Below are 22,297 nucleotides of genomic sequence, written 5' to 3'. Positions count from 1 at the left end.
CCCGATCGGGCGCGAAAGCGACAGAGGTTTGAGGTTCATCAATGCCGAACGACGTCTCCCGCCGTGATCTTGCAAAGCTGGCCGGGCTGGCGGCCCTTGGGGCGGCCAATGGCCCGGCGCAGGCGGAGGAGAGCGCGGTGAAGGAGGATGCCGGGCGGCGGTTTCCCGCCGATTTCGTGTGGGGGACGGCGACGTCGTCGTATCAGATCGAGGGCGGGGCCACGGCCGATGGCCGCGGACCGTCGATCTGGGATGTGTTCACGCATCTGCAGGGCAACATCGAGGACGGCAGCACCGGCGACGTCGCCTGTGATCACTACAACCGCTACAAGGGCGACGTGCGGCTGATCAAGGAGCTCGGCTGCCGGGCCTATCGGTTCTCGATCGCCTGGCCCCGGCTGTTTCCCGACGGCGGGCTGACGCCCAATCCGAAGGGCCTCGACTTCTACAACCGCCTCGTCGACGAGCTCCTGGCCAACGGCATCACGCCGTACGCAACGCTGTATCATTGGGATCTGCCGCAGGCGCTGCAGGACCGGGTCGGCGGCTGGCTCTCGGCCGACACGGCCAGGGCCTTTGCGCATTATGCGGGCTACGTCGCGCAGCATCTCGGCGACCGTGTGGAGACCATCTTCACGATCAACGAATGCGGCCGCTTCATCCCGTTCGGCTATGGCCTCGGCGTCGACGCGCCCGGGCTGAAGCTGCCGCAGCAGCAGGTCAACCAGGCGCGCCATCACGTGGCGCTGGCGCACGGTCTCGCCGTCCAGGCCATCCGCGCCGGCGGGCAAACCGGCATGCGCGTCGGCATGGCCGAGAACATCACGGCCTGCCTGCCGGCGATCGACACGCCGGAGAACATCCGCGCCGCCGAGATCGCGACGCGCGAATTGAATGCGGGCTTCCTCAACGTCATCCTCGAGGGGCGCTACACGGACGGTTTCCTGGCGTGGTCCGGCAAGGATGCGCCGAAATTCACCGCCGACGAACTGAAGATCATTTCAGCGCCGGTCGATTTCGTCGGCCTCAACATCTACGCGCCGCAAGCCTATGTCGTCGCGTCGGACCGCGCGGCCGGCTTCGACGTGCTGCCGATGCCGTCCTCGTTCCCGCATATGAGCTCCCCCTGGCTGCAGGTCGGTCCGGAGACGGCCTATTGGGTGCCGAAGCTCGCCGCCAAGATCTGGAATCTCCAGACCATCTACATCACCGAGAACGGCACCTCATCGGACGACAAGCTGACCGCCGACGGCAAGGTCCACGACCTCGACCGCGTGATGTATCTGCGCAATTATCTCGCCCAGCTGCAGCGCGCAACGTCCGAGGGCGTGCCCGTGAAGGGCTACTTCCTGTGGAGCCTGCTGGACAATTTCGAGTGGGTGTTCGGCTACAAGCAGCGTTTCGGCATCTATTACGTCGACTTCGACACCCAGGTGCGCACGCCCAAGCTCAGCGCGTCGTACTACCATCACGTGATCAGCCGCAACGCCGTGAGCGCGTGAAGCGCCGCGACGTCACCCGGGGGGTCCAGCCGGACCCAGTCCACGCCATTCAGGCGGCCAATGTGCCCTCGGCACCCGACGCATTGAGTGTCGGCGCGCCGGACTTCACGCCGCGATTGCAAATCCATGATGCGGAAAGCACACCTTGTGCGACTCTTTTGCGCGCACGCGGTTTTCGTGGCGAAAGCTGGCTGCAGATGACTTAAACCGGCAATCTGCCGGCCCCTCAAGCGAGTTTTCCAGCATGCAAGTTTCCGTTGTCTGTCCGCCAGCCGTCCGCGCGGGCGTTCTGTTGTGCGTCCTCGGAGTGATCGCTGGCTCCAGCGCCTGGGCCCAGGGAGCCGCGAACGATGCGGCCAAGCCCGCCACGGAGCAGTCTGCCGCGCCGACGGCCGACAAGCCCGCAGAGCAGCCCTCGGACGCCGCCGGCAAGCCGGCGGCTGCGGCCGAGCCTGAGAAGACGGCCGAGAAGCCCGCCGAGCCGGCCGCTGTGGACACCAAGCCCGTTCAGTCCACTGACAGCGCCAGCCCGCAGCCGGCGGACAAAGTATCGACCGAAAAAACCGCGACGGATGTTGCGGCCGAGAGCAAGCCGGCCGAGGCCAAATCCGAGACCAAGGTCGAACCGAACTCCGCCACCGACGTCGGCCAGAAGCCGGCCGTGACCGAGTCGAAACCGGCAGAGCCCGCTCCGGCCGTTCAGCCCGCCGCCGTCGCCAAGGACGCGCCCGTACCGGAGAAGCTCGAAGGCAAGGCCGAGGAGAAGGCGGCGGAGAGCAAGCCGGCGGCCGCTGCGCCGGCGGAACAGCCGGCCACCGCTGCCGAGGCGAAGCCTGCGGTAGCGCCGGCCGAGCCCAAGACATCCGAGCCGCCGGCCGCGGCGCCTTCAGCGGCGGTACCGCAGACGGCGGCCGTGAAGCAGGATACCGCAGCCCCGTCGGCCAAACCCGAACGGCACGGCAAAGCGAACGCGCATGCTCATCACACCGAGGACGACGCCAAGCCGGCCAAGCGCAAGCTCCGCGCCCGCAGCAAGCCCGAGAGCGAAGCGAAGCGGGAAGCGAAGAGGGGTGGTGTCAGTTGCAAGAGCTTCCGCACCTACGATGCGGAGAAGGGCACCTATCGCGGCTACGACGGGCGCGTTCACACCTGCTCGTAAGGACCGGTCGGCAAATGGGCGCATCGGCAGCGGAAAGGCCGCTACCGATGGCCGCTGCCGATCACACCATCAACGCGGCATCGGCGGCTGAATGCCCGAGGTGTTGCGGGTAAAGAGTGTCCCGAACGTCGAACCCTGCGGCTGCGCCGGCTGCGGCCGGGCCATTCCCGTCGTGGTCCGCTGCTGCGGCGTGACGATGATCTGCTGGGGCAGGCCTGGGGGGACCGTGCCGCGTGCCTGCACCGCCTGGTTTGACATTCGTGACACCAGTCGCATCAGCTGATCCTGGCCGGCCTGTAGCTGCTCGATGGCGCGGGTGTGATCGCGGCTGGCCTGATCCTGTGTGGACTTGATCTGTTCGATGCCCTGCTGCAGATCGGCGATGTCGCGCGCCATCCTCTGCATCAACGTCGCGGGCTCGCGGGAGCCGGTGGTGTCTTCCGCTCCCCTCAGCGAGGCATTCGACATCATGGCATCCTCGCTGCCCTGCTGAGCCGTCGCCTCGTCCTGCGTCGCTTCGCTGGCGCCCGGCATCCAGCGGTCCATCAGTGACGTGCCGACGTCGCGCTGCGACCAGGCGACCGAGCCGCCGACCAGCACGACCAGCAGCGCGAGACCCACGGCGTTGCGCCCGCGCAGCCTGCCGAGGGGGGCCTTCACCCGCGCCCAGCGGCTGGCCCCGGCGTCTGCCGCCCCGCTCGTGCTCGCTGCCGCCGCGGCATCCGCCGCCATGCCGGGCTTCTCGATCGCCGCGAGCCGCGTATCGATCCGGGTCAGCACCTCGCGCAGGACCCGCCGGTACAGTTGATCGTAGCCTGCCTTCTCGGGCTTCTCAGGGGCGAGGCCGATCTCGCTCTGATCAATCTGTTGCACGTTCTGTGTGGACTGCATTGCTGATCCCCAAACCCTTGGCCCGCCGCCGACGCCGATGTTCTCTTTGAATTTTCAAACGTGACTCGACCCGCCGCTTTGGCCGAAAGCAAGACAGCGTCGTGACGAGGAGGGGGCCTTTTCGGACCATCTCTCCCTCGCTGCAGCGCCAGTCGATCGCTTCGAGAGGCCTCAATCGGCCTTTGGTTGCGCGCTGCCGAGCCTTCGAGGTACTATCCGACCGATGTTTTTGGGGGATTGGGGCCGGTGCAAAGCTTGATTGTCATTGCGCGCGCAGTGTTGTGCGCAGCGTTCGTCGTTCTGTCTGCTCACGCGCAGGCCGTGCCCTTGGATGAGGCCACGCGCAAGGCTGAACTGATGGCCGCTTGGCAGGCAGCGAGCCAAGCGGGCACCGACGGACCAAGCGACATCGTGCTGATCGACCAGGGCACGCTGAAGCTTCCGGCCGACTACTTCTACGTCCCGAAGAACGAAGGCCTGCGGGTCCTTCGCGCGCTCGGCAACGTCGTCAACGACGCGACCTTCGTCGGGCTGGTCGTCGGCAGGCGCCAGAACGACGACTGGATGGTGGTCATCAAGCACGTCAAGGAAGGCTACATCAAAGACGACGACGCCAAGAGCTGGAACGCGGACGATCTCCTGAGCAACCTCCGCGCCGGCGCCGAAGAGGCGAACAAGGACCGTGCGGCGCGCGGATTTCCGGAAATGGCCGTGGTCGGCTGGGTCGAGCCGCCGGCCTACGATGCCACGACGCATCGTCTCGTCTGGTCGCTGCTCGCCAAGGAGAAGGGTCAGCCCGACGACGCGCCGAAGAACGTCAACTACAACACCTACGCGCTCGGGCGTGACGGCTATTTCAGCCTGAACCTGCTGTCCGGCTCGGAGCGGATCGCGGGCGACAAGGCTGTCGCGCACGAACTGCTGTCCGATCTCTCCTACAATGCCGGCAAGCGCTATGAGGATTTCAGCGCCGGCACAGATCGGATCGCCGAATATGGCTTGCTGGCGCTGGTCGGCGGCGTTGCCGCGAAGAAGCTCGGGCTGCTGGCGCTGGCCGGTGCGTTCGTCCTGAAGTTCGCCAAGATCATCATCTTCGCCGTCGTCGGCGCCGGGGCCGCGGTCATGAACTTCCTGCGCCGCAAGCCGCGCGGCGACAACGCGGGCGGGCCCGCGTGAAGGCACTCCTGCTGATCCTGTTCTCCGGCCTGAAATGGGGGAAGCTCGCCGTGAGCGGCGGCACGATGCTGCTGTCGCTGGTCGTCTATGCCGGCATCTGGGGCTGGCGCTACGCGGCCGGCTTCATTGCGCTGCTGTTTGCCCATGAGATGGGGCACTACGTCGCCGCGCGCCAGCGCGGTCTCGACGTCGGCGCTCCCGCCTTCATCCCGTTCGTCGGCGCCTGGATCGCGCTCAAGGAGCAGCCGGTCGACGTCGAGACGGAGGCCTATGTGGCACTCGCCGGTCCGCTGGTCGGGACCGCCGCGGCGCTCGCGGTCTATTTGTTGGCAAGATCGGAAGACAGCAATCTGCTGCTCGCGATCGCCTATTCCGGCCTGTTCCTGAACCTGTTCAACCTGCTGCCGATCTCGCCGCTGGACGGCGGCCGCATCACCAGCGTGCTGAGCCCGCGCATCTGGCTGCTCGGCGTTCCCTTGCTGCTGGCCTTGATGCTCTATCGGCCGAGCCCGATGCTGTTCATCATCGCCATCCTCGCAGCCCCGCAACTGATGAAGGCCTGGCGCTACGATCCCGGCGCGCCCGAGAACGTTGCTTATTATGGCACGACACTGCAGACGAAGCTCGAATATGCCGGGACGTATCTCGCGCTCGCGGCGCTGCTCGCCGTCATGACCTACGACGTGCACGAGATGCTTGGACACTTGCGCCAGTTTGGCTGAGTTGAGGTCGCCGCTTCAGACGAGAAGCTTCATATAGATCGAGGGCACCGGCACCGCCTGGTCGTAAGGACGTGGGCCTTCTGCGACTCGGAATATCCGTTGCTGCAATGCAGCGGATGTGTCTGGGCGGCGCGCAGGAACGAGGCAGTCTTGTACGATGTTCCATCAGCCATGAGCGCGGCGCGCTATCACAATGCGCTGAACGCAGAGCACGTTGCCGGATGTTCCCTTGCCCACTGGCATATCGGAGACCAAAGTTGGGCCTGCCCGTCAGAGGCATAAGGATTCGGGAGGTTTCATGATTTCGCTCAAGTCCATCTTGCTTGCGAGCTGCGCAACTGCGCTCGTCTCCTCGGCCGCCATGGCCGCCGATCCCATCAAGATCGGCGTCATCGCCGAAGCCCAGGCCGTCGCCGGCTCGTCGATCGCCCCCGCCGCTCAACTGGCCGCCGAGGAGATCAATGCCAAGGGCGGTGTCGACGGGCGCAAGATCGAGATCGTCGTCTACGACAATCACTCCTCCTCGGCGGAATCGGTGCGTGCCTTCCAGCGGGCCGTCAGCGAGGACAAGGTCAACGCCGTCATTGCGAGCTACATCTCCGAGGTCGTGCTCGCCCTGGAGCCGTGGGCAGGGCGCCTCAAGACGCTGATGATCACGCCCGGCGCCGCTTCCGACGTCATCACCCAGAACATCGCCAAGAACTACGACCAGCTCAAATACACCTTCCATGGCTATCTGACCTCGACCTCGCTGGCCGGCCTCGTCTGCGACGCCGCCAAGGACCTGCTGGTCGAGCCCTACAAGATGAAGACCGCGGTGATCATGAGCGAGGATGCGGCGTGGACGACGCCGCTCGACGCCGGCTACGAGAAGTGCCTGCCGGAGATCGGGCTGAAGGTCGTCGACCATATCCGCATGTCGCCTGATACCACCGACTTCACACCGATCTTCAACAAGATCGAAGGCCTGAAGCCGGACGTCATGATCACCGGCATCTCGCATGTCGGCACCCAGCCGACCGTGCAGTGGAAGAGCCAGCAGGTGCCGATCCCGATGTTCGGCATCTCCTCGCAGGCGACCAACTCGACCTTCTGGAAGGACACCAACGGCGCCGTCGAGGGCGTCATGTACAATGCCGTATCGGGGCCGGGCGTCGCGGTGACGCCGAAGACACTGCCGTTCGTGGATGCCTATCAGAAGAAGTTCGGAAACTTCCCATCCTATGCCGGCTACACCTCCTACGACGAAGTCTACATGATCGCGGACGCGATCCATCGGGCCGGCGGCACCGATCCCGACAAGATGGTCGAGGCGATGGAAGCGACCGACTATGTCGGCACGATTGGCCGCATCGCCTTCAAGCCGAAGGGCGATCCGAACCCGCACGCGCTGCGGACCGGCAAGGGCTACATCACCGGACTGATGCTGCAGTGGCAGAACGGCAAGCAGGTCAATGTCTGGCCCAAGGAGCTCGCCTCCGGCACCGCAACCTGGCCGTCCTTCATCAAGCTCAAGGCGGCCAGCAACTGACGCATCGCGGGGCCGCTCCTTCAAGGAGCGGCCCATTTTCTTGGTGCCTCAGTCTGACGTTGCGGATCGATTTTCAATGCTTTTCTGGCAGATCTTGATCGATGGCTTTGCCATCAGCGCGCTGTATGCCCTGGGCGCAACCGGCTTCACGCTCATCTTCGGTGTCTCCGGCGTTCTCAACCTTTCTCACGGCGCCATCATGGTCGGCGCCGCGGTCGCCGCCTGGGCCGCCGCCAGCGAGCTCGGCGTCGGGCCCTACACGGGGGCGCTGATCGGCGTCATCGCCGGCTTCATCCTGGCGTTCGCCACCTACTTCATCGCAGTCAGGCCGATCCAGCGATCGAAGATCATCGCCGAATCCGAGAAGGAGATCTTCATCCTGACCGCGACGCTGCTGTGGGGCATCATCATCCAGGAGGCGATCGCGTATCTGTTCACCAACAACGCCAAGACCGTGCTGCCCATCGTCGAGGGCGTGACCACGGTGTTCGGCGTGCGTACGCCGAAGAACGAGTATTTCACCGCCGTGATCTGCTGGGTCGCGATCGGGCTGCTGTGGTTCCTGGTCAACCGCACCAGGCGCGGCAAGGCCGTGATGGCGGCGTCGATGAACCCGCGCGGCGTCACCTTGCTCGGCATCGAGCTGTCGTCGATCTATCTCACCGTCTGGGCGATCTACGGCTTGCTGGCGGGCGTTGCCGGCATCCTGCTCGGCATGTTCCTGGGCGTCAGCTCCTACAGCGTCGGACCGCTGACGGCGAGCGCGTTCTCGATCGTCGTGCTCGGCGGCCTCGGCAGCGTGTCAGGCTCGCTGATCGCGGCCTATGTCGTCGGCTATCTCGAGACCGGAACGGCCTATCTGATCTCGCCGGCCTACCGGACGATCCCGGCGCTGCTGCTGCTCGTCATCGTCATGTATCTGCGCCCGCAAGGGCTGTTCGGACGGAGGTGAGCATGCCTGCATTCGTTACGTCGCGGCTGTTCTGGATCGCGCTCCTGACCGTGATCGTGGCTCTGGTCCTGCCGACCTACGTCTCAGGCTACGTCCTCGGGCTGCTGACGGTCGCGTACTACACGGCGGTGTTCGCGATGTCCTGGGACCTGCTGTTCGGCTTCGCCGGCGAGGTCAATTTCGGACCGACCTTCCTGATCGGCGTCGGCGCCTATACGGCCGGCATTCTCGATGCGCACTTCTCGCCGGGCCTGTCGATCTGGCTGTGCATCGCCGCCGGCGCACTGGCGGCGGTCGTCGGCGGCGTCGTGCTGGCGCTGCCGGCGCTGCGCGTCAGCGGGCCTTATTTCGGCCTGACCACGCTGGTGGCCGTGCTGATGTTGCAGAACTTCATCGTCGTTGCCGCAGGGCTGACCGGCGGCGAGATCGGCCTCGCCGTGCCGGACGTGATCTCGATCGATGCCAGGACCAACTACTGGATCGCGCTCGGCTTCATGCTGGTGAGCGGAGCGATCCTGTTCGGCTTGTCGCGCAGCGCCATCGGGCTGATCCTGCAGGCGAGTGGCCAAGACAAGATCCAGGCCGGCGCGCTCGGCTTCAATGTCACCAAGCACAAGCTCGCCGCCTTCGTCGTCAGCGCGTTCTTCTCCGGGCTCGCCGGCGCGCTGATGGTGTTCTACATGGGCACGGCCTCGGTCTCGACCTTTGTCGATGTCGGCGTCGGCGTGCAGATCATCATCGCCGCGGTGCTCGGCGGCCGGCGCACCGTCATCGGCGCCGCGATCGGCGCGATCTTCCTGATCGGCATGGGCGAGCTGCTGCGGCCGCTCGGCGAGCTCGCGACCCTCATCGTCTCCGTGATTGCGCTCGTGGTCATCCTGTTCTTCCCCGACGGCTTCCTCGGCATGATCAGGGGAGGGGCCAAGGCATGACGCAAGCCATGAGCGGCGCTCCGATGCTCGAGGTCAACGGCCTCACCAAACGGTTCGGCGGCCTCGTCGCCGTCAAGAATTTGAGCTTCTCGATCCGGCCCGGTGAGATCCTCGGCCTGATCGGGCCGAACGGCTCGGGCAAATCGACCGCGATGAAGACCGTCATGGGCGTCGAGCGGCCGACCGCGGGCTCGGTCAAGCTCGACGGCGTCGAGCTCGCGGGCCTGCCGTCGCATCGCATCGCGCGCATGGGCGTCGGGTTGGTGTTCCAGCATTCGCGACCGCTGGCGCGCCAGACAGTGCTGGAGAACATCAAGGTCGCGCTGCTGCCGGACAAGCTGACGCGGCTGTTCGCCGACAAGGACGTCGATGCGCGCGCACGGGCCATTGCGGAGCGCGTCGGCCTCGGCGGCGTCATCGACCGGCGGCCGCCGACACTGGCGTTTGCCGATCTGCGCCGGCTCGAGCTTGCGAAGGCGGTGGCGCGCAGCCCGAAGCTGGTGCTGGTGGACGAGCCTTTCGCCGGCCTCACGGCGTCCGAGGTCGCCGACTTCTCCGAGCTCATCCGCGAATTCCGCGACGACGGCCACGCCGTGCTGCTGGTCGACCACAACGTCAAGAGCGTGTCGGCGCTGGTCGACCGCGTGCTGGCGATGTATCTCGGCGAGAAGATCGCCGAGGGCAGGGCGACCGAGGTGATGCAGGACGAGACGGTCCGGCGCGTCTATCTCGGCGGCGCGCTGGTGTCGACCGCGCGGCCGGAGGCGAGCTTCAAGGACGTCACGCCGGCGCTGCAGGTCGACAAGGTCGGCGTGCTCTACGGCAAGGCGCAGGCGCTCCAGGACGTGTCGCTGCACGTCCATGAGGGCGAGTTCGTCTCGGTCGTCGGCCTCAACGGCGCCGGCAAGACGACGCTGTTCAACGCCATCTCGGGCCTGGTGCCATATTCGGGCGAGGTGAAGTGGGCAGGGCGCAGCCTTGCCGGCAGCACGGCGGCGCAGATCGCCCGCTCAGGCATCGTGCAATGTCCGGAGACGCGCGAGTTGTTCGGCGACATGAGCGTGCGCGAAAATCTCGAGCTCGGCGGCAATGCGCTGGCCGACACCGAGCGTGCCGAGCGGCTCGAATGGCTTTTCGGGCTGTTTCCGATCCTCAAGTCGCGGCAGCCGCAGCTGGCGCGCACGCTGTCCGGCGGCGAGCAGCAGATGCTGGCGATCGCGCGGGCGCTGATGATGAAGCCGAAGCTCCTGATCCTCGACGAGCCGACGCTCGGGCTCGCGCCGGTCATCCTGGAGACGCTCTCGAAGGCGCTCGACCGACTGCGCGAGACCACCAAGATCACGGTGCTGCTCGGCGAGCAGAACGTCACCTTCGCGCTCCCGCACGCCGACCGCGTCTACGTGCTGGATCATGCCAAGATCGTCTGGGAAGGCCCGCCGGACCGCTTCGAGGCCGAGGCCGCTGCGAACTATCTGTGAGGGTTGAGCGGAGAGCGTGGGGAAGGGGAGCCAATTGAAGGGGGATGGCCACGCACCCGTTGCCGACGTTGCTGCCTGTCGCGCCGTCGAGCTGATCTATCACTCCTACCTGACCGGCCTCATCCTGATGTTGTCGTCGCGGGCGGGTCCGCAGCGCGCTGCGGAGATCGTGTTCCGGACGTTTCGGCGGCAGCAACTGGCTCGCTTCCTTCCGGGGTTGAAGAAGCTCGGTCTCGACGGTCTGCCGCATGCGGTCGCGTGTGCGCAGTACCATTACCTGTCCAATCAGGTCGGCGGCGTGAAGGTCGAATACGTCTACGAAAACGACCGCAAGGCGTGGGTGCGCTATCCGCCGCCGCGCTGGATCTGGTCGGGGACGGCGATCTGCGGCATTCCCTCCGAGGTGTCGCGCGCGATGCTGCGCGGATGGCACGCCAACAATGGCGTCGTCCTCGGCAATCCCAGGCTCGGCTTCGTCTGCACCGGGCAGACCGTCGACGGCCAGCCCGGCCTCGAAGGCTACTACAAGGAATGGGATCACGATCTCGCGCCGGACGAACGTCTTCAGTTCTCGCCGGGCGAGCGTTGCCCGGCTTTCGATCCGGCCCGCGCTCCCAAGCTCGCGGAGAATGCCTGGCCCGAAGAACGGCTCCCCAAGGTGCTCCGCAACTATGCGATGGAGTATATCACCTCGATCGTGCCGGAGACGGTGGCCGTGCTCGGCCCGGAGGAAGGCGGCCATCTGGCCGGCGCCGCGGCGAGGCTGATCGGCATGCATACGTTCGACGAGGTCGCAGCGCTTCTTGGCGGCGTCGAGCCTGGCGCCGCAGGGTTCGCCAAGGCGTTCGCGCGACTGGCCCGCGGCCAAGGCGACGACGCAGAGCTGTCGCCGGATCGCGACTCGATCCTCGTACGCCAGACGTCCTGGCGTCTGATGTCCGAGCGGGACAACCTCCCGCCAGCCGTGTTCGAGGCCTGGAGCGAACTCTGGGTCGGCACGGCGCTCGCGCACGACCGATTCATGAGGATCGACATCGTCGAGCGGCGAGACCGGGGCGACGCGCACTGGGCCTGGCGATTTCGCTGATCGCAAAGTCCGCACATGCCTGCGCGTCCGGGAGAACCGAGCAACTTCTTAGAAGCGAGGCGGGCGGGCCTGAGGCGGCCGGGGTGGGAGGCGAACGGCTGCGCCAACCGTCGTGGCCTCGGTCTTCGCCCCCCGGACCGCGCGCACCAGCTGGTCCTGGCTTGCCTGCAGCTGTTCGATCGCCCTGGCCTGATCGCGGTTGGCTTGCTCCTGGCTGGACTTGAACTCCTGGAACCCGCTCTGCAGTTCGGCGACATCATGCGCGATCTTCTCGATCAGTGGCATAACGTCCCGGTCGGGAGCGGGCGGCATGTCACGCTCCGACGTTGCCTCCGCCATCGCGGAGGATGGATCGCTGGAGCGCGTTGATGATGCTGACGGTGACGTCTCCGGTGTTGGCGAAACGGATGGTGATACGGATGGTGATGGTGAGGCAGGGGCCGTCTCGGCCACACTCGATCCGTTCGCCGCCGTCTCCAGCGTCACGGCTGGATTCGCCGTCTGAGCGTTCTCGCGCCGGATGGATTGAACCGCCGCTTCGATCCGATCGGTGACGGAGGTGATGGTCTCGGTATGGTCCCGCGCCAGGGTGATGGCCGCGCCGATGAGCCCGGCTGACGCCATCAGCGTGATCATGGCCCGCAATACGGGCCGGCGCCGGGCCGGAGGAGGCGTTTCCAGGTGCTCGATGCCTGCAGCGGGTTCGGCAGCCTCGACAGCATCTGCGGCGGCCTGGGCCTCGATGGCGGCGATCCGCTGATCGATACGTGCGCGCACCTCGGCCAGCACCCGCTGATAGATCTCCTCGCAGACAGCGTCGTCAGGCGGCAGCGCGACATCACCCGGATCAACTTCCTTCGACGTCGACTGAACTGGCATGTCTTCGGATCCCATTCACGATACGCCCGTGCCCAATCCTGAAGGATGCGGTTTTGACCTCTGGGCTTTGACCAAACGAAGACTGCGCCGTGACGAGGCGGGGGCGATTTCGCACAGGCGCCGACGTGCGCTGGGCGGGCCGATGTGCGGCTTCCACCGTCAGGCAACCGCCCATAGCCAATTCGCATAAGGTATATTATGGAATATTTATATGCTGAGGGAGTTCAATGGCTTGGCGCCGAATCCTCGAATTTACGGCAGCCGCGGGCCCTTCAGACCCCCCGGCCAGCCCAAGCTGATGGGCGCTCGCCATCGCCGAGACTCGCGCTGCGCATGGGGCCTGCTGCGAACGCCGATATTGCTGCTGCGGCCCATCGCTGCAATAAGCGCAGGCGACGTCGCTGATGTCGCAGGATTCGTCCGGCGATGCTTGCGGCGGCGCGATGCAACGAGAAGAAGCTTCTCCAGGGAGAAACGAGAATGAGCCTGTCACGACGCGCGCTGTTGAAGGCCTCCGCGGCGTCAGCCGTACTGGGTGGAATTGGCACCGTCGCAGCGCCGCATGTGGCGCGCGCTGAGAGCGCCGAGTTCACGTACAAATACGCCAACAACCTCCCCGACTCCCATCCGCTCAACGTCCGCGCCAAGGAGATGGCGGCGGCGATCAAGGCCGAGACCAACGGCAAGTTCGACCTGCAGATATTCCCGAACAACCAGCTCGGTTCCGACACGGACATGCTGAGCCAGATCCGCTCCGGCGGCGTCGAGTTCTTCACGCTCTCGGGCCTGATCCTCGCGACCTTGGTGCCAGCCGCGTCGATCAATGGCATCGGCTTCGCGTTCCCGGACTACGACACGGTCTGGAAGGCCATGGACGGCGATCTCGGCGCCTATGTGCGCGGCCAGATCAACAAGGCCGGCCTGGTGGTCATGGACAAGATCTGGGACAACGGCTTCCGCCAGACGACGTCGTCGACCAAGCCGATCAACGGTCCGGATGACCTCAAGGGCTTCAAGATCCGCGTGCCGGTGTCACCGCTGTGGACCTCGATGTTCAAGGCATTCGAGGCGGCGCCCGCCTCGATCAATTTCAGCGAGGTCTATTCGGCGCTGCAGACCAAGGTGGTCGAGGGCCAGGAAAACCCGCTGGCGATCATCTCCACCGCCAAGCTCTACGAGGTGCAGAAGTACTGCTCGCTGACCAATCACATGTGGGACGGCTTCTGGTTCCTGGCGAACCGCCGTGCCTGGGAGGCCGTGCCGGCCGACATGCGCACGATCGTCGCCAAGCACATCAACGCGGCCGCCGTGAAGGAGCGCGAGGACGTCGCCAAGCTCAATGCCGGCCTGCAGGCAGAGCTCGCGTCGAAGGGCCTGACCTTCAATCAGCCGACCGTCGCGCCGTTCCGCGACAAGCTGCGCACCGCCGGCTTCTATGCCGAGTGGAAGGGCAAATACGGCGACGAGGCCTGGGCGCTGCTCGAAAAGGCCGTCGGCAAGCTGTCGTAGCCCCGAGCATGATCCGGAAAAGTGGAGACCGGTTTTCCGAAAAGATCATGCTCAAAACAAGAATGGCGTAGGGCGCGTTCGGGTGACGTCATGGCGCATGCCGAGTTCACGGAAATTGCGATCAGCGAGGTGATCATCGAGACCCCTCGCCGCCGGTCCTGGCTCGACGGCCTGGAGGCCCTGCTCGGCCTCCTCGTCGAGATCCCCGCCGCGCTGCTCGTCGTGGCCGAGATCGTCATCCTGTTCGCGGGCGTCGTGGCGCGCTACGTCCTGCACCAGCCGCTGATCTGGTCGGACGAGCTGGCCTCGATCCTGTTCCTGTGGCTCGCAATGCTCGGCGCCGCGGTGGCGTTCCGCCGCGGCGAGCACATGCGGATGACGGCAATGGTGGCGCGCGCCAGCCCCGGCTTGCGCGCCTATCTCGATCTGGTCGCGACGAGCGCGGCGCTGGCGTTCCTGGTCATGATCGCCTGGCCGTCCTGGGAGTACGCCTACGAGGAAAGCTTCATCACCACGCCGGCGCTGCAGATCGAAAACATCTGGCGCGCCGCCGCACTGCCGGTCGGCGTCGGACTGATGGCGCTGTTCGCCCTCATCCGTCTCGCCCGCACGGCCAGCGTCAGGACGATGCTGCTGGCCGTCGTCTCCGTCGTAGCCATCATCGCGCTGTTCTGGGTGGCGCAGCCGCTGCTGAAGCCGCTCGGCAACATCAACCTCGTGATCTTCTTCGTCGGCGTGGTCGGCTTGTGCGTCTTCGCCGGCGTGCCGATCGCGTTCGCTTTCGGGCTCGCGATCTTCGGCTATCTCGCGCTGACGACGCGCACGCCGCTGATGGTGCTGGTCGGGCGTATGGACGAGGGCATGAGCCACCTCATCCTGCTGTCGGTGCCGCTGTTCGTCTTTCTCGGATTGCTGATCGAGATGACCGGCATGGCCCGCGCCATGGTCGCGTTCCTGGCAAGCCTCTTGGGTCACGTCCGCGGCGGGCTGCATTACGTGCTGGTCGGCGCAATGTACCTGGTCTCGGGCATTTCCGGCGCCAAGGCCGCCGATATGGCCGCGGTCGCGCCGGTGCTGTTTCCGGAGATGAAGGCGCGCGGCGCCAGGCCCGGCGATCTCGTCGCCCTGCTCGCCGCCACCGGCGCGCAAACCGAGACCATTCCGCCGAGCCTGGTGCTGATCACCATCGGCTCCGTCACCGGCGTGTCGATCGCGGCGCTGTTCACCGGCGGCCTGCTGCCGGGCGTGGTGCTGGCGATCACGCTGTGCACGCTGGTGTGGTGGCGCTACCGCAACGAGGACATGAGCGGCGTCCGCCGCGCCACCGGAGCCGAGATCGGCAAGGCCTTCATCGTCTCGCTCCCTGCCCTGGCCCTGCCCTTCGTGATCCGCGCGGCCGTCGTCGAGGGCGTCGCGACGGCGACGGAGGTCTCGACCATCGGCATCGTCTATGGCGTGCTGGCGGGCCTCCTGGTCTATCGCCGCTTCGACTGGCGCCGGCTGATGCCGATGCTGATCGAGACGGCGGCGCTGTCCGGCGCCATCCTGCTGATCATCGGCACCGCCACCGGCATGGCCTGGGGCCTGACGCAGTCCGGCTTCTCGCGCGCGCTGGCGGCCGCGATGACCGGGCTGCCGGGCGGCCCGGCGACGTTCATCGCGGTCTCGATCGTCGCCTTCACGATCCTGGGCAGCGTGCTCGAGGGCATTCCGGCGATCGTGCTGTTCGGCCCGCTGCTGTTTCCCATCGCCCGCGCCGTCGGCGTGCACGAGGTGCACTATGCCATGGTGATCATCCTGGCGATGGGCATTGGTCTGTTCGCGCCGCCGTTCGGGGTCGGATATTACGCGGCCTGCGCGATCGGCCGGGTTGATCCCGCCGAGGGCATCCGGCCGATCTGGGGCTACCTGCTGGCGCTTCTCATCGGTCTGATCGTGGTCGCGATTTTTCCGTGGATTTCGATCGGGTTCCTGTAAACTCTTCAGATGACGAGGGAGGGTGGTGATGAGCACGAACCAGTACAAGCTCGGCCTGGACAAGACGCCGGCCAACTACGTGCCGCTGACCCCGCTCAGCTTCCTGGCGCGCAGCGCGGCTGTCTATCCCGACCATGTCAGCACGGTCTATGAAGGCCGCAGCTTCACCTGGCGCCAGACCTATGAGCGCTGCCGGCGCTTCGCGTCCTATCTGGTCGGCCACGGCATCGGTGTGGGCGACACCGTGGCGGCGATGCTGCCGAACATCCCGGCGATGAACGAGGCGCATTTCGCCGTGCCGATGGCCGGCGCCGTGCTCAATACCCTCAACATCCGCCTCGATGCATCCTCGATCGCGTTTCAGCTCGATCACGGCCAGGCCAGGATCATCCTGGTCGATCCCGAATTCTCTGCCGTGATCAGCGAGGCGCTGAAGCTGATGAGCGGCGCCAAGCCGTTCGTGATCGACGTCGATGACGCCTCCTATGCCGGCGGCAGCCGCATCGGCGAGATCGAGTACGAAGCCGCGGTCGCATCCGGTGATCCGAGTTTCGAGCCGCGCCGTCCCACTGATGAGTGGGACGCGATCGCGATGAGCTACACCTCGGGCACCACGGGCAATCCCAAGGGCGTCGTGACGCATCACCGCGGCGCCTATCTGAATGCCGTCAGCAACATTCTCGCCGGCGGCCTCGGCCAGCACCCGGTCTATCTCTGGACCCTGCCGATGTTCCACTGCAACGGCTGGTGCTTCCCCTGGACCATGGCGGCCGCGGCCGGCGTCAATGTCTGCCTGCGCAAAGTCGAACCGACGAAGATCTTCGAATTGATCAAGACCCACGGCGTCACCCACATGTGCGGCGCGCCGATCGTGTACAACGTGCTGATCAACGCACCCGACGCTCCCAAGGGCAGGCGAGAGAAGCCGGTGGTCGGCCTGATCGCCGGCGCCGCGCCGCCGGTCGCCGTGCTCGAAGGCGCCGAGAGCATCGGCATCAAGCTGACGCATGTCTACGGCCTCACCGAGGTCTACGGCCCCGCCTCCGTCTGCGCCGAGCAGCCCGGCTGGGATGACCTGCCGCCGCCGGAGCGCGCGCGGCTGAAGCGTCGGCAGGGCGTGCCTTATCCGTTGCAGGAAGCCGTCACGGTGCTCAATCCCGAGACGATGCAGGAGGTGCCGCGCGATGGCGAGACCATCGGCGAGGTCATGTTCCGCGGCAACATCGTGATGAAGGGCTATCTCAAGAACGAGAAGGCCACGCAGGAAGCCTTCGCCGGCGGCTGGTTCCATACCGGCGACCTCGGCGTGCTCGACGAGCACGGCTACGTCATCATCAAGGACCGCTCCAAGGACATCATCATCTCCGGCGGCGAGAACATCTCCTCGGTCGAGGTGGAGGACATCCTCTACAAGCACCCCGCCGTTTTGTTTGCCGCCGTCGTCGCCAAGCCCGATCCGAAATGGGGCGAGGTGCCCTGTGCCTTCATCGAGCTCAAGGACGGTGCTGAAGCCACCGAAGCCGAGATCATCGCCTATTGCCGCAGCCACATGTCCGGCTTCAAGACGCCGAAGGTCGTCGTGTTCGGCCCGATCCCGAAGACGTCCACCGGCAAGATCCAGAAGTTTTTGCTGCGCAACGAGGTGAATTCGGCGAAGGCGATCTCGGCGTAGGTGCCTCTGAGTAGGGCGGGTTAGCCGCAGGCGTAACCCGCCGCGCCAGTGCTGGAGGCTATGGCGGATTACGCTGCGCTAATCCGCCCTACGCGCGGCCAATGAACTGATGAGCTGCATCGACACGCGCGGTGCACCCTCTCCCCTTGTGGGAGAGGGTGGTTTCGATGCAAAGCATCGAAACCGGGTGAGGGGTTGCCACGAACTCAGAGCGGAATGTGCGGCACGAACCCCTCACCCGAGTGAGGACGTAGTCAGCACCTTTGAGCCCTCTCCCACAAGGGGCGAGGGCGCATTCATGAGCACCGCGATGACGATGGTCTTTCCTCGCTCGGGCGTAGAAGGTCAGTTTGCCGCCGCGTCGCCCCTGCTCTTCTCCGGATAATACTGCGGCGCTTCGCGGCGATCGTACATGCCGTAGTCTCTGCTGACTTCGACGACGCGGATGTTGTCGGCGCCGGGGTCGGCGAGCAGGCGCACACTCAGCGCCACGCCGCTCGCCTCGTCCGGCAAGTCGATCAGATGCGCGAAGCGGCCCTTGCGATAGACGCTGGAGAAGGTCGCGACCGGCAGATCCGTCGCGATGCTCAGCTGCGGCGCAGCCGTCTCCACCGCCAGCACATAGGTCGGCGCACGCCGTTTCGGATCGTTGTACGTCCCCCGCCGCTCCGGCTGCCAAGCCGCCTGCCCCGGCCTGACCTCGTGCACCAGCTCGGCGACGCGCAGGCGATAGTCGGAGAAAACCTTGTCGCGGCCGAGCGTCTGGATGTCGTGGTGATGGGCGTGCACGCGCCAGGCGGTCATGGCGCCCTCGTCCTGCCAGATCTGGTAGGACAGAATCAGGTTGTCGCGCGACAGGCTCCTGAAGCGGTCGAGGAACAGGCAGCCGCCGAGGGCGTCGAGCTCGGGCCGCAGCGCGGCAGCGAGCTGCAGATACTGGTCGAGATGGCCGGGCTTGACCTCGACCTCGAAGAACAGCGACAGCATGGTAGCATCTCCATGTATTCGGCCGCAGGCTGCTACAGCTTCGTGGCCCTTGCGGACGCCCGCCCCTGCCCGTCATTGCGAGCGAAGCGAAGCAATCCAGAGTCATTGCTATAACTCTGGATTGCTTCGTCGCCTTCGGCTCCACGCAATGACGGCCTTAGCCGGCCAACGAACAATCAGCCGACCTCCAGCCGCATGCCATCATACGCCGGCACCACACCGGCCGGCAGGCTCTGGCGCAGCACCTCGTAGTCGAGATCGGCGGTCATGTTGGTGATGACGGCGCGTCGGGGCTTGAAGCGCTCGATCCAGGCCAGCGCGTCGTTGACCGAGAAATGGCTCGGGTGTGACGCCGGGCGCAGGCCGTCGACAATCCAGAGGTCGAGATCCTCCAGTGCGCCCCAGCTCTCCTCTGGGATGTCGTTGAGGTCAGGCGTGTAGGCGGCATTGCCGATGCGGTAGCCGAGCGCGGGGATGTTGCCGTGCTGGACGAGGAACGCGGTCAGCCTCAGCTCGCCGCCCTTGCCTTCCACCGCCTGGGTCTCGCCGGCCTCGATCGCGTGCTGGGTCAGGATCGGCGGATAGTCGCTTCCCGGTGGCGAGATGAAGCAATAGGAGAACCGGTGCATGATGTCCTTGGCGGTCGACTGGTTCAAATAGACCGGAATCCGCCGCCGCTGATGCATGACCACCGAGCGCAGGTCGTCGATGCCGTGGGTCTGGTCGGCGTGCTCATGCGTCAGGAACACCGCGTCGATGTGGTCGACATTGGTATCGATCAGTTGTTCGCGTAGATCCGGCGAGGTGTCGATCACGACGCGCGTCACGCCGTGCGCGGCGCGGCGCTCCACCAGCAGCGAGCAGCGCCTGCGGCGGTTCTTCGGGTTGTTGGGATCGCAGGCGCCCCACCCCAGCGCCGGGCGCGGCACGCCGGCCGAGGAGCCGCAGCCGAGAATGGTCAGCGTCAGCGTCATGCAGCCTCCCTTGGCCGCGGCACCTTCGAGAACAGCTTGAAGAAGGTCTCGGTGGTCTGCTGCGAGAATTCCTCGAGCGAGACGCCGCGGGTCTCCGCCAGAACCTTCGCGGTCTCGACGACATAGGCCGGCTCGTTGCGCTTGCCGCGGAACTTGCCGGGCGCGAGATATGGCGCGTCGGTCTCGACCATGATGCGGTCGGCCGGCACCTCGGCGGCGAGCGCGCGCAAGGCCTCGGACTTCTTGAACGTCACGATGCCCGTGAACGAGATGTGCAGTCCGAGATCGATCGCCTTCATCGCCAGCTCGCGTCCGCCGGTGTAGCAATGCAGCACGGCGTTGAAAGGTCCGCGCGCCATCTCCTCCTCGAGGATGCGGCTGCACTGCTCGTCGGCCTCGCGGGTGTGGATCACCAGCGGCAGGCCAGTGTCACGGGCGGCGGCGATATGCGCGCGGAACCCGCGCTCCTGGGCGTCCTTCGAGCCGTGATCGTAGAAATTGTCGAGCCCGGCCTCGCCGAGCGCGACCACCTTCGGATGGCGGGTCAGGGCAATCAGTTCCTCGGCCGGAATACCATCCTCCTCGTCGGCATTGTGCGGATGGGTGCCGACCGAGCAGTAGACGTTGTCGAAGCGCTCGGCGATGGCGAGCAGCTCGGGCAAGCGCCGCACTCGCGTCGAGATCGTCACCATGCGACCGACGCCGGCGGCCGCGGCGCGCGTGACGATGCCATCCAGATCCTCGGCGAAATCCGGAAAGTCGAGATGGCAATGGCTGTCGACCAGCATCACGCGGCCGTCGGCTCGATGTAGCGCGGGAACACCGCCTGTGGCGCTGGCAGCTGCGTGCCCGCAGCAATCCGGAGCTGTCCGCCAAGCCGCGCGAACGTTCGCTCGTCCTCGGGAATGCCGAGGCTGTCGAGCAGCTTTGCCGAGGCCGCGGGCATCACCGGCTGGGTCAGGATCGCGACCTGACGGATCACCTCGGCGGTGACGTAGAGCACGGTGTGCTGCCGCTTCGGATCGGTCTTCGCCAGCGCCCAGGGCGCCTCGCCCGCGAAATAGCGGTTGGCCTCGGCCACGACCGACCACACGGCGTTGAGCCATTGGTGTATCTGCTGCGTCGCCATGGCTTTGCGCGCCGCGCCGATCATCGCGTCGGCCTCGGCCAGGATCGCCTTGTCATTGGCCGAGAACTCGCCGGGCTCCGGCAGCACGCCGCCGAGCTGTTTCGAGATCATCGACAGCGAGCGCTGCGCGAGATTGCCGAGGTCGTTGGCGAGATCGGCGTTGATGCGCGCGACGATCGCCTCGTGATTGTAGTTGCCGTCCTGGCCGAATGGCACCTCGCGCAGGAAGAAGTAGCGGAGCTGGTCGACGCCATACTGGTCGGCGAGATTGAACGGATCGACGACGTTGCCGACCGACTTCGACATCTTCTCGCCCCTGTTGAACAGGAAGCCGTGGGCATAGACCCGCTTCGGCACGGGGACGCCGGCCGACAGCAGGAACGCCGGCCAGTACACCGCATGGAAGCGGATGATGTCCTTGCCGATGACGTGGACGTCGGCCGGCCAATACTTCCAGTTCGGATCGCTCTCGTCGGGAAAGCCGACGCCGGTGATGTAATTGGTGAGCGCGTCGACCCACACATACATCACGTGCTCGTCGTCGTGGGGCACGCGGACGCCCCAGTCGAACGTGGTGCGCGAGATCGAGAGGTCCTTCAGCCCGCCCTTGACGAAGCTGATGATCTCGTTGCGCCGCGCGTCCGGCCCGATGAAATCCGGCTGGCTCTCATAGAGCGCGAGCAGTCTGTCCTGGTAGGCCGACAGGCGGAAGAAATAGCTCTTCTCCTCGACCCACTCCACCGGCGTGCCCTGCGGTCCGCGGCGGACATTGTCCTCGCCGACGACGGTCTCGTCCTCGGCGTAATAGGCCTCGTCGCGCACCGAGTACCACCCCGCATAGGTGTCGGCGTAGATGTCGCCGTTCTCGCGCATGCGAGTCCAGATCGCCTGCACCGAGTTGTGATGCGCGGGCTCGGTGGTGCGGATGAAGCGGTCGAACGAGACGTTCAGCCGCTCGTCCATCTCGCGGAAGCGGCCGGCATTGCGGGTCGCGAGCTCCGACGGCGTCAGGCCCTCGTTCTGCGCGGTCTGCACCATCTTCAGGCCGTGCTCGTCGGTGCCGGTGAGGAAGAAGACGTCCTTGCCGTCGAGCCGCGCAAAGCGTGCGATGGCGTCGGTCGCGATCGCCTCATAGGCGTGGCCGATATGTGGGTTGCCGTTGGGATAGGCGATCGCCGTCGTGACGTAGAAGGTGTTCTTGTCGACCGGAGGTGCGGCGACCTGCGCTACGATCTCGTCGATTTCGACGACGACAGCGGCCTCGACCTTCGGCTTGCGCGGCGCCTTCGGCTTGGCGGCGCGCGGCGGCTTCGGCGCTTCAACGATGGCCGGCGCGACCTTCTTCGGTGCGGCCGGCTGTTTCGGAGCGGCGGGCTTCCTCGCTGCCGCAGGCTTTTTCGTTGCTGCCGCAGGCTTGGCGGCGGTCTTCTTGGCCGGCGGTGTGGCGGGCTTTGCCACGGCCTTCCTGGCTGGCGCCTTCACAGCTTTCTTGACCGCTTTCTTGGCGGCGCTCTTCGAAGCTTTCTTGGCCGCGGTCGCCGCCGGAGCTTTGCTCTTGGCTTTCGCGGGGGCCGTCTTGGATGTGGCGGTCTTTTTCTTGGCGTCCTTGTCCTTCGCCGCCTTCGCCTTGGCCGCGCTGACCTTGCCCTTCGCGGGCGCGTTGTGGGCAGCCTTCCTCGCGCCGCTCTTGCTCGCGGGCTTGCCCTTTTTCACGGTTGTCTTGCTGGCCTTGGCCACGGC

At 66.0% G+C, this 22,297-nt stretch carries 18 protein-coding genes; 12 read left to right on the top strand and 6 right to left on the bottom strand.

The window, feature by feature from the left end; genetic code table 11:
- Positions 1 to 41 precede the first annotated feature (41 nt).
- Positions 42 to 1,502 carry a GH1 family beta-glucosidase gene (locus tag ACQR1X_RS09965; RefSeq protein WP_434898737.1) on the top strand — a complete coding sequence of 487 codons (1,461 nt, stop codon included), beginning with the start codon at positions 42 to 44 and terminating at the stop codon, positions 1,500 to 1,502.
- Between the two features lie 244 nt (positions 1,503 to 1,746).
- A complete protein-coding gene (locus tag ACQR1X_RS09960) occupies positions 1,747 to 2,661 on the top strand; it encodes a hypothetical protein (RefSeq protein WP_315799960.1) in 915 nt (304 codons plus the stop codon).
- 69 nt (positions 2,662 to 2,730) lie between these two features.
- On the opposite strand, the gene ACQR1X_RS09955 is transcribed toward ACQR1X_RS09960, so the two are convergent.
- The gene (locus tag ACQR1X_RS09955) at positions 2,731 to 3,552 is read right to left on the bottom strand and encodes a hypothetical protein (protein ID WP_434898736.1); all 822 of its coding nucleotides are present in this window, start codon (positions 3,550 to 3,552) and stop codon (positions 2,731 to 2,733) included.
- Positions 3,553 to 3,909: 357 nt separating this feature from the next.
- Here ACQR1X_RS09955 and ACQR1X_RS09950 point away from each other — a divergent pair, with 357 nt between their 5' ends.
- The 7 genes from ACQR1X_RS09950 to ACQR1X_RS09920 all read left to right on the top strand — a co-directional run bounded on the left by ACQR1X_RS09950 (position 3,910) and on the right by ACQR1X_RS09920 (position 11,430).
- Complete coding sequence (locus ACQR1X_RS09950; RefSeq protein WP_434898735.1) at positions 3,910 to 4,728, top strand: DUF2167 domain-containing protein; 819 nt, start codon at positions 3,910 to 3,912, stop codon at positions 4,726 to 4,728.
- Positions 4,725 to 5,450 (top strand): site-2 protease family protein, encoded by a 726-nt coding sequence (locus ACQR1X_RS09945; RefSeq protein WP_434898734.1) that lies wholly within the window; start codon positions 4,725 to 4,727, stop codon positions 5,448 to 5,450. The genes ACQR1X_RS09950 and ACQR1X_RS09945 overlap by 4 nt, the downstream gene beginning before the upstream one ends.
- A 298-nt stretch (positions 5,451 to 5,748) precedes the next feature.
- Positions 5,749 to 6,981 (top strand): ABC transporter substrate-binding protein, encoded by a 1,233-nt coding sequence (locus ACQR1X_RS09940; protein WP_316215819.1) that lies wholly within the window; start codon positions 5,749 to 5,751, stop codon positions 6,979 to 6,981.
- Between the two features lie 76 nt (positions 6,982 to 7,057).
- On the top strand, positions 7,058 to 7,933 hold the full coding sequence (locus ACQR1X_RS09935) for a branched-chain amino acid ABC transporter permease (RefSeq protein ID WP_316215818.1): 876 nt from the start codon (positions 7,058 to 7,060) through the stop codon (positions 7,931 to 7,933).
- A gap of 2 nt (positions 7,934 to 7,935) precedes the next feature.
- Positions 7,936 to 8,865 carry a branched-chain amino acid ABC transporter permease gene (locus tag ACQR1X_RS09930; protein WP_434872803.1) on the top strand — a complete coding sequence of 310 codons (930 nt, stop codon included), beginning with the start codon at positions 7,936 to 7,938 and terminating at the stop codon, positions 8,863 to 8,865.
- 8 nt (positions 8,866 to 8,873) lie between these two features.
- Positions 8,874 to 10,343 (top strand): ATP-binding cassette domain-containing protein, encoded by a 1,470-nt coding sequence (locus ACQR1X_RS09925; RefSeq protein WP_434898815.1) that lies wholly within the window; start codon positions 8,874 to 8,876, stop codon positions 10,341 to 10,343.
- A 34-nt stretch (positions 10,344 to 10,377) separates the two neighbouring features.
- Positions 10,378 to 11,430 (top strand): hypothetical protein, encoded by a 1,053-nt coding sequence (locus ACQR1X_RS09920; protein WP_434886124.1) that lies wholly within the window; start codon positions 10,378 to 10,380, stop codon positions 11,428 to 11,430.
- Positions 11,431 to 11,478: 48 nt separating this feature from the next.
- Here ACQR1X_RS09920 and ACQR1X_RS09915 read toward each other — a convergent pair whose 3' ends face one another.
- Complete coding sequence (locus ACQR1X_RS09915; protein WP_434898733.1) at positions 11,479 to 12,309, bottom strand: hypothetical protein; 831 nt, start codon at positions 12,307 to 12,309, stop codon at positions 11,479 to 11,481.
- A 480-nt stretch (positions 12,310 to 12,789) separates the two neighbouring features.
- Between ACQR1X_RS09915 and ACQR1X_RS09910 the strand changes: the two genes are divergently transcribed.
- The 3 genes from ACQR1X_RS09910 (at position 12,790) to ACQR1X_RS09900 (ending at position 17,467) form a co-directional block, all read left to right on the top strand.
- On the top strand, positions 12,790 to 13,818 hold the full coding sequence (locus tag ACQR1X_RS09910; RefSeq protein WP_316236482.1) for a TRAP transporter substrate-binding protein: 1,029 nt from the start codon (positions 12,790 to 12,792) through the stop codon (positions 13,816 to 13,818).
- A gap of 90 nt (positions 13,819 to 13,908) precedes the next feature.
- Positions 13,909 to 15,795 carry a TRAP transporter large permease gene (locus ACQR1X_RS09905; RefSeq protein WP_315799970.1) on the top strand — a complete coding sequence of 629 codons (1,887 nt, stop codon included), beginning with the start codon at positions 13,909 to 13,911 and terminating at the stop codon, positions 15,793 to 15,795.
- Between the two features lie 28 nt (positions 15,796 to 15,823).
- On the top strand, positions 15,824 to 17,467 hold the full coding sequence (locus ACQR1X_RS09900; protein ID WP_434898732.1) for an acyl-CoA synthetase: 1,644 nt from the start codon (positions 15,824 to 15,826) through the stop codon (positions 17,465 to 17,467).
- A gap of 345 nt (positions 17,468 to 17,812) precedes the next feature.
- Here the strand turns inward: ACQR1X_RS09900 and ACQR1X_RS09895 are convergent, their stop codons facing one another.
- From ACQR1X_RS09895 to metG, 4 genes are all read right to left on the bottom strand, one after another.
- Entirely contained in the window at positions 17,813 to 18,454 is a 642-nt protein-coding gene (locus ACQR1X_RS09895; RefSeq protein ID WP_434898731.1) for an antibiotic biosynthesis monooxygenase family protein, read from the bottom strand.
- Between the two features lie 176 nt (positions 18,455 to 18,630).
- Positions 18,631 to 19,428 carry an MBL fold metallo-hydrolase gene (locus tag ACQR1X_RS09890; RefSeq protein WP_316178740.1) on the bottom strand — a complete coding sequence of 266 codons (798 nt, stop codon included), beginning with the start codon at positions 19,426 to 19,428 and terminating at the stop codon, positions 18,631 to 18,633.
- Positions 19,425 to 20,216, bottom strand: a complete 792-nt coding sequence (locus ACQR1X_RS09885; protein WP_434883052.1) for a TatD family hydrolase — start codon at positions 20,214 to 20,216, stop codon at positions 19,425 to 19,427. The genes ACQR1X_RS09890 and ACQR1X_RS09885 overlap by 4 nt, the downstream gene beginning before the upstream one ends.
- Positions 20,216 to 22,294: a methionine--tRNA ligase gene (metG, locus tag ACQR1X_RS09880; RefSeq protein WP_434898730.1), complete on the bottom strand. Its 2,079-nt coding sequence runs from the start codon at positions 22,292 to 22,294 to the stop codon at positions 20,216 to 20,218. The genes ACQR1X_RS09885 and metG overlap by 1 nt, the downstream gene beginning before the upstream one ends.
- Positions 22,295 to 22,297 lie beyond the last annotated feature (3 nt).

This window comes from Bradyrhizobium sp. HKCCYLRH3073 (genome assembly GCF_051167995.1).
GTDB lineage: Bacteria > Pseudomonadota > Alphaproteobacteria > Rhizobiales > Xanthobacteraceae > Bradyrhizobium.
Note: the sequence above shows the minus strand (reverse complement) of the source record. Positions and strands in the feature narration are given on the sequence as shown.

Excerpts from the sequence above, each read along its gene's own strand:
- ACQR1X_RS09965 (WP_434898737.1), top strand. The coding sequence starts at position 42 with ATGCCGAACGACGTCTCCCGCCGTGATCTTGCAAAGCTGGCCGGGCTG.
- ACQR1X_RS09960 (WP_315799960.1), top strand. The coding sequence starts at position 1,747 with ATGCAAGTTTCCGTTGTCTGTCCGCCAGCCGTCCGCGCGGGCGTTCTG.
- ACQR1X_RS09955 (WP_434898736.1), bottom strand. The coding sequence starts at position 3,552 with ATGCAGTCCACACAGAACGTGCAACAGATTGATCAGAGCGAGATCGGC.
- ACQR1X_RS09950 (WP_434898735.1), top strand. The coding sequence starts at position 3,910 with ATGGCCGCTTGGCAGGCAGCGAGCCAAGCGGGCACCGACGGACCAAGC.
- ACQR1X_RS09940 (WP_316215819.1), top strand. The coding sequence starts at position 5,749 with ATGATTTCGCTCAAGTCCATCTTGCTTGCGAGCTGCGCAACTGCGCTC.
- ACQR1X_RS09935 (WP_316215818.1), top strand. The coding sequence starts at position 7,058 with ATGCTTTTCTGGCAGATCTTGATCGATGGCTTTGCCATCAGCGCGCTG.
- ACQR1X_RS09930 (WP_434872803.1), top strand. The coding sequence starts at position 7,936 with ATGCCTGCATTCGTTACGTCGCGGCTGTTCTGGATCGCGCTCCTGACC.
- ACQR1X_RS09925 (WP_434898815.1), top strand. The coding sequence starts at position 8,874 with ATGAGCGGCGCTCCGATGCTCGAGGTCAACGGCCTCACCAAACGGTTC.
- ACQR1X_RS09915 (WP_434898733.1), bottom strand. The coding sequence starts at position 12,309 with ATGCCAGTTCAGTCGACGTCGAAGGAAGTTGATCCGGGTGATGTCGCG.
- ACQR1X_RS09910 (WP_316236482.1), top strand. The coding sequence starts at position 12,790 with ATGAGCCTGTCACGACGCGCGCTGTTGAAGGCCTCCGCGGCGTCAGCC.
- ACQR1X_RS09905 (WP_315799970.1), top strand. The coding sequence starts at position 13,909 with ATGGCGCATGCCGAGTTCACGGAAATTGCGATCAGCGAGGTGATCATC.
- ACQR1X_RS09900 (WP_434898732.1), top strand. The coding sequence starts at position 15,824 with ATGAGCACGAACCAGTACAAGCTCGGCCTGGACAAGACGCCGGCCAAC.
- ACQR1X_RS09895 (WP_434898731.1), bottom strand. The coding sequence starts at position 18,454 with ATGCTGTCGCTGTTCTTCGAGGTCGAGGTCAAGCCCGGCCATCTCGAC.
- ACQR1X_RS09890 (WP_316178740.1), bottom strand. The coding sequence starts at position 19,428 with ATGACGCTGACGCTGACCATTCTCGGCTGCGGCTCCTCGGCCGGCGTG.
- ACQR1X_RS09885 (WP_434883052.1), bottom strand. The coding sequence starts at position 20,216 with ATGCTGGTCGACAGCCATTGCCATCTCGACTTTCCGGATTTCGCCGAG.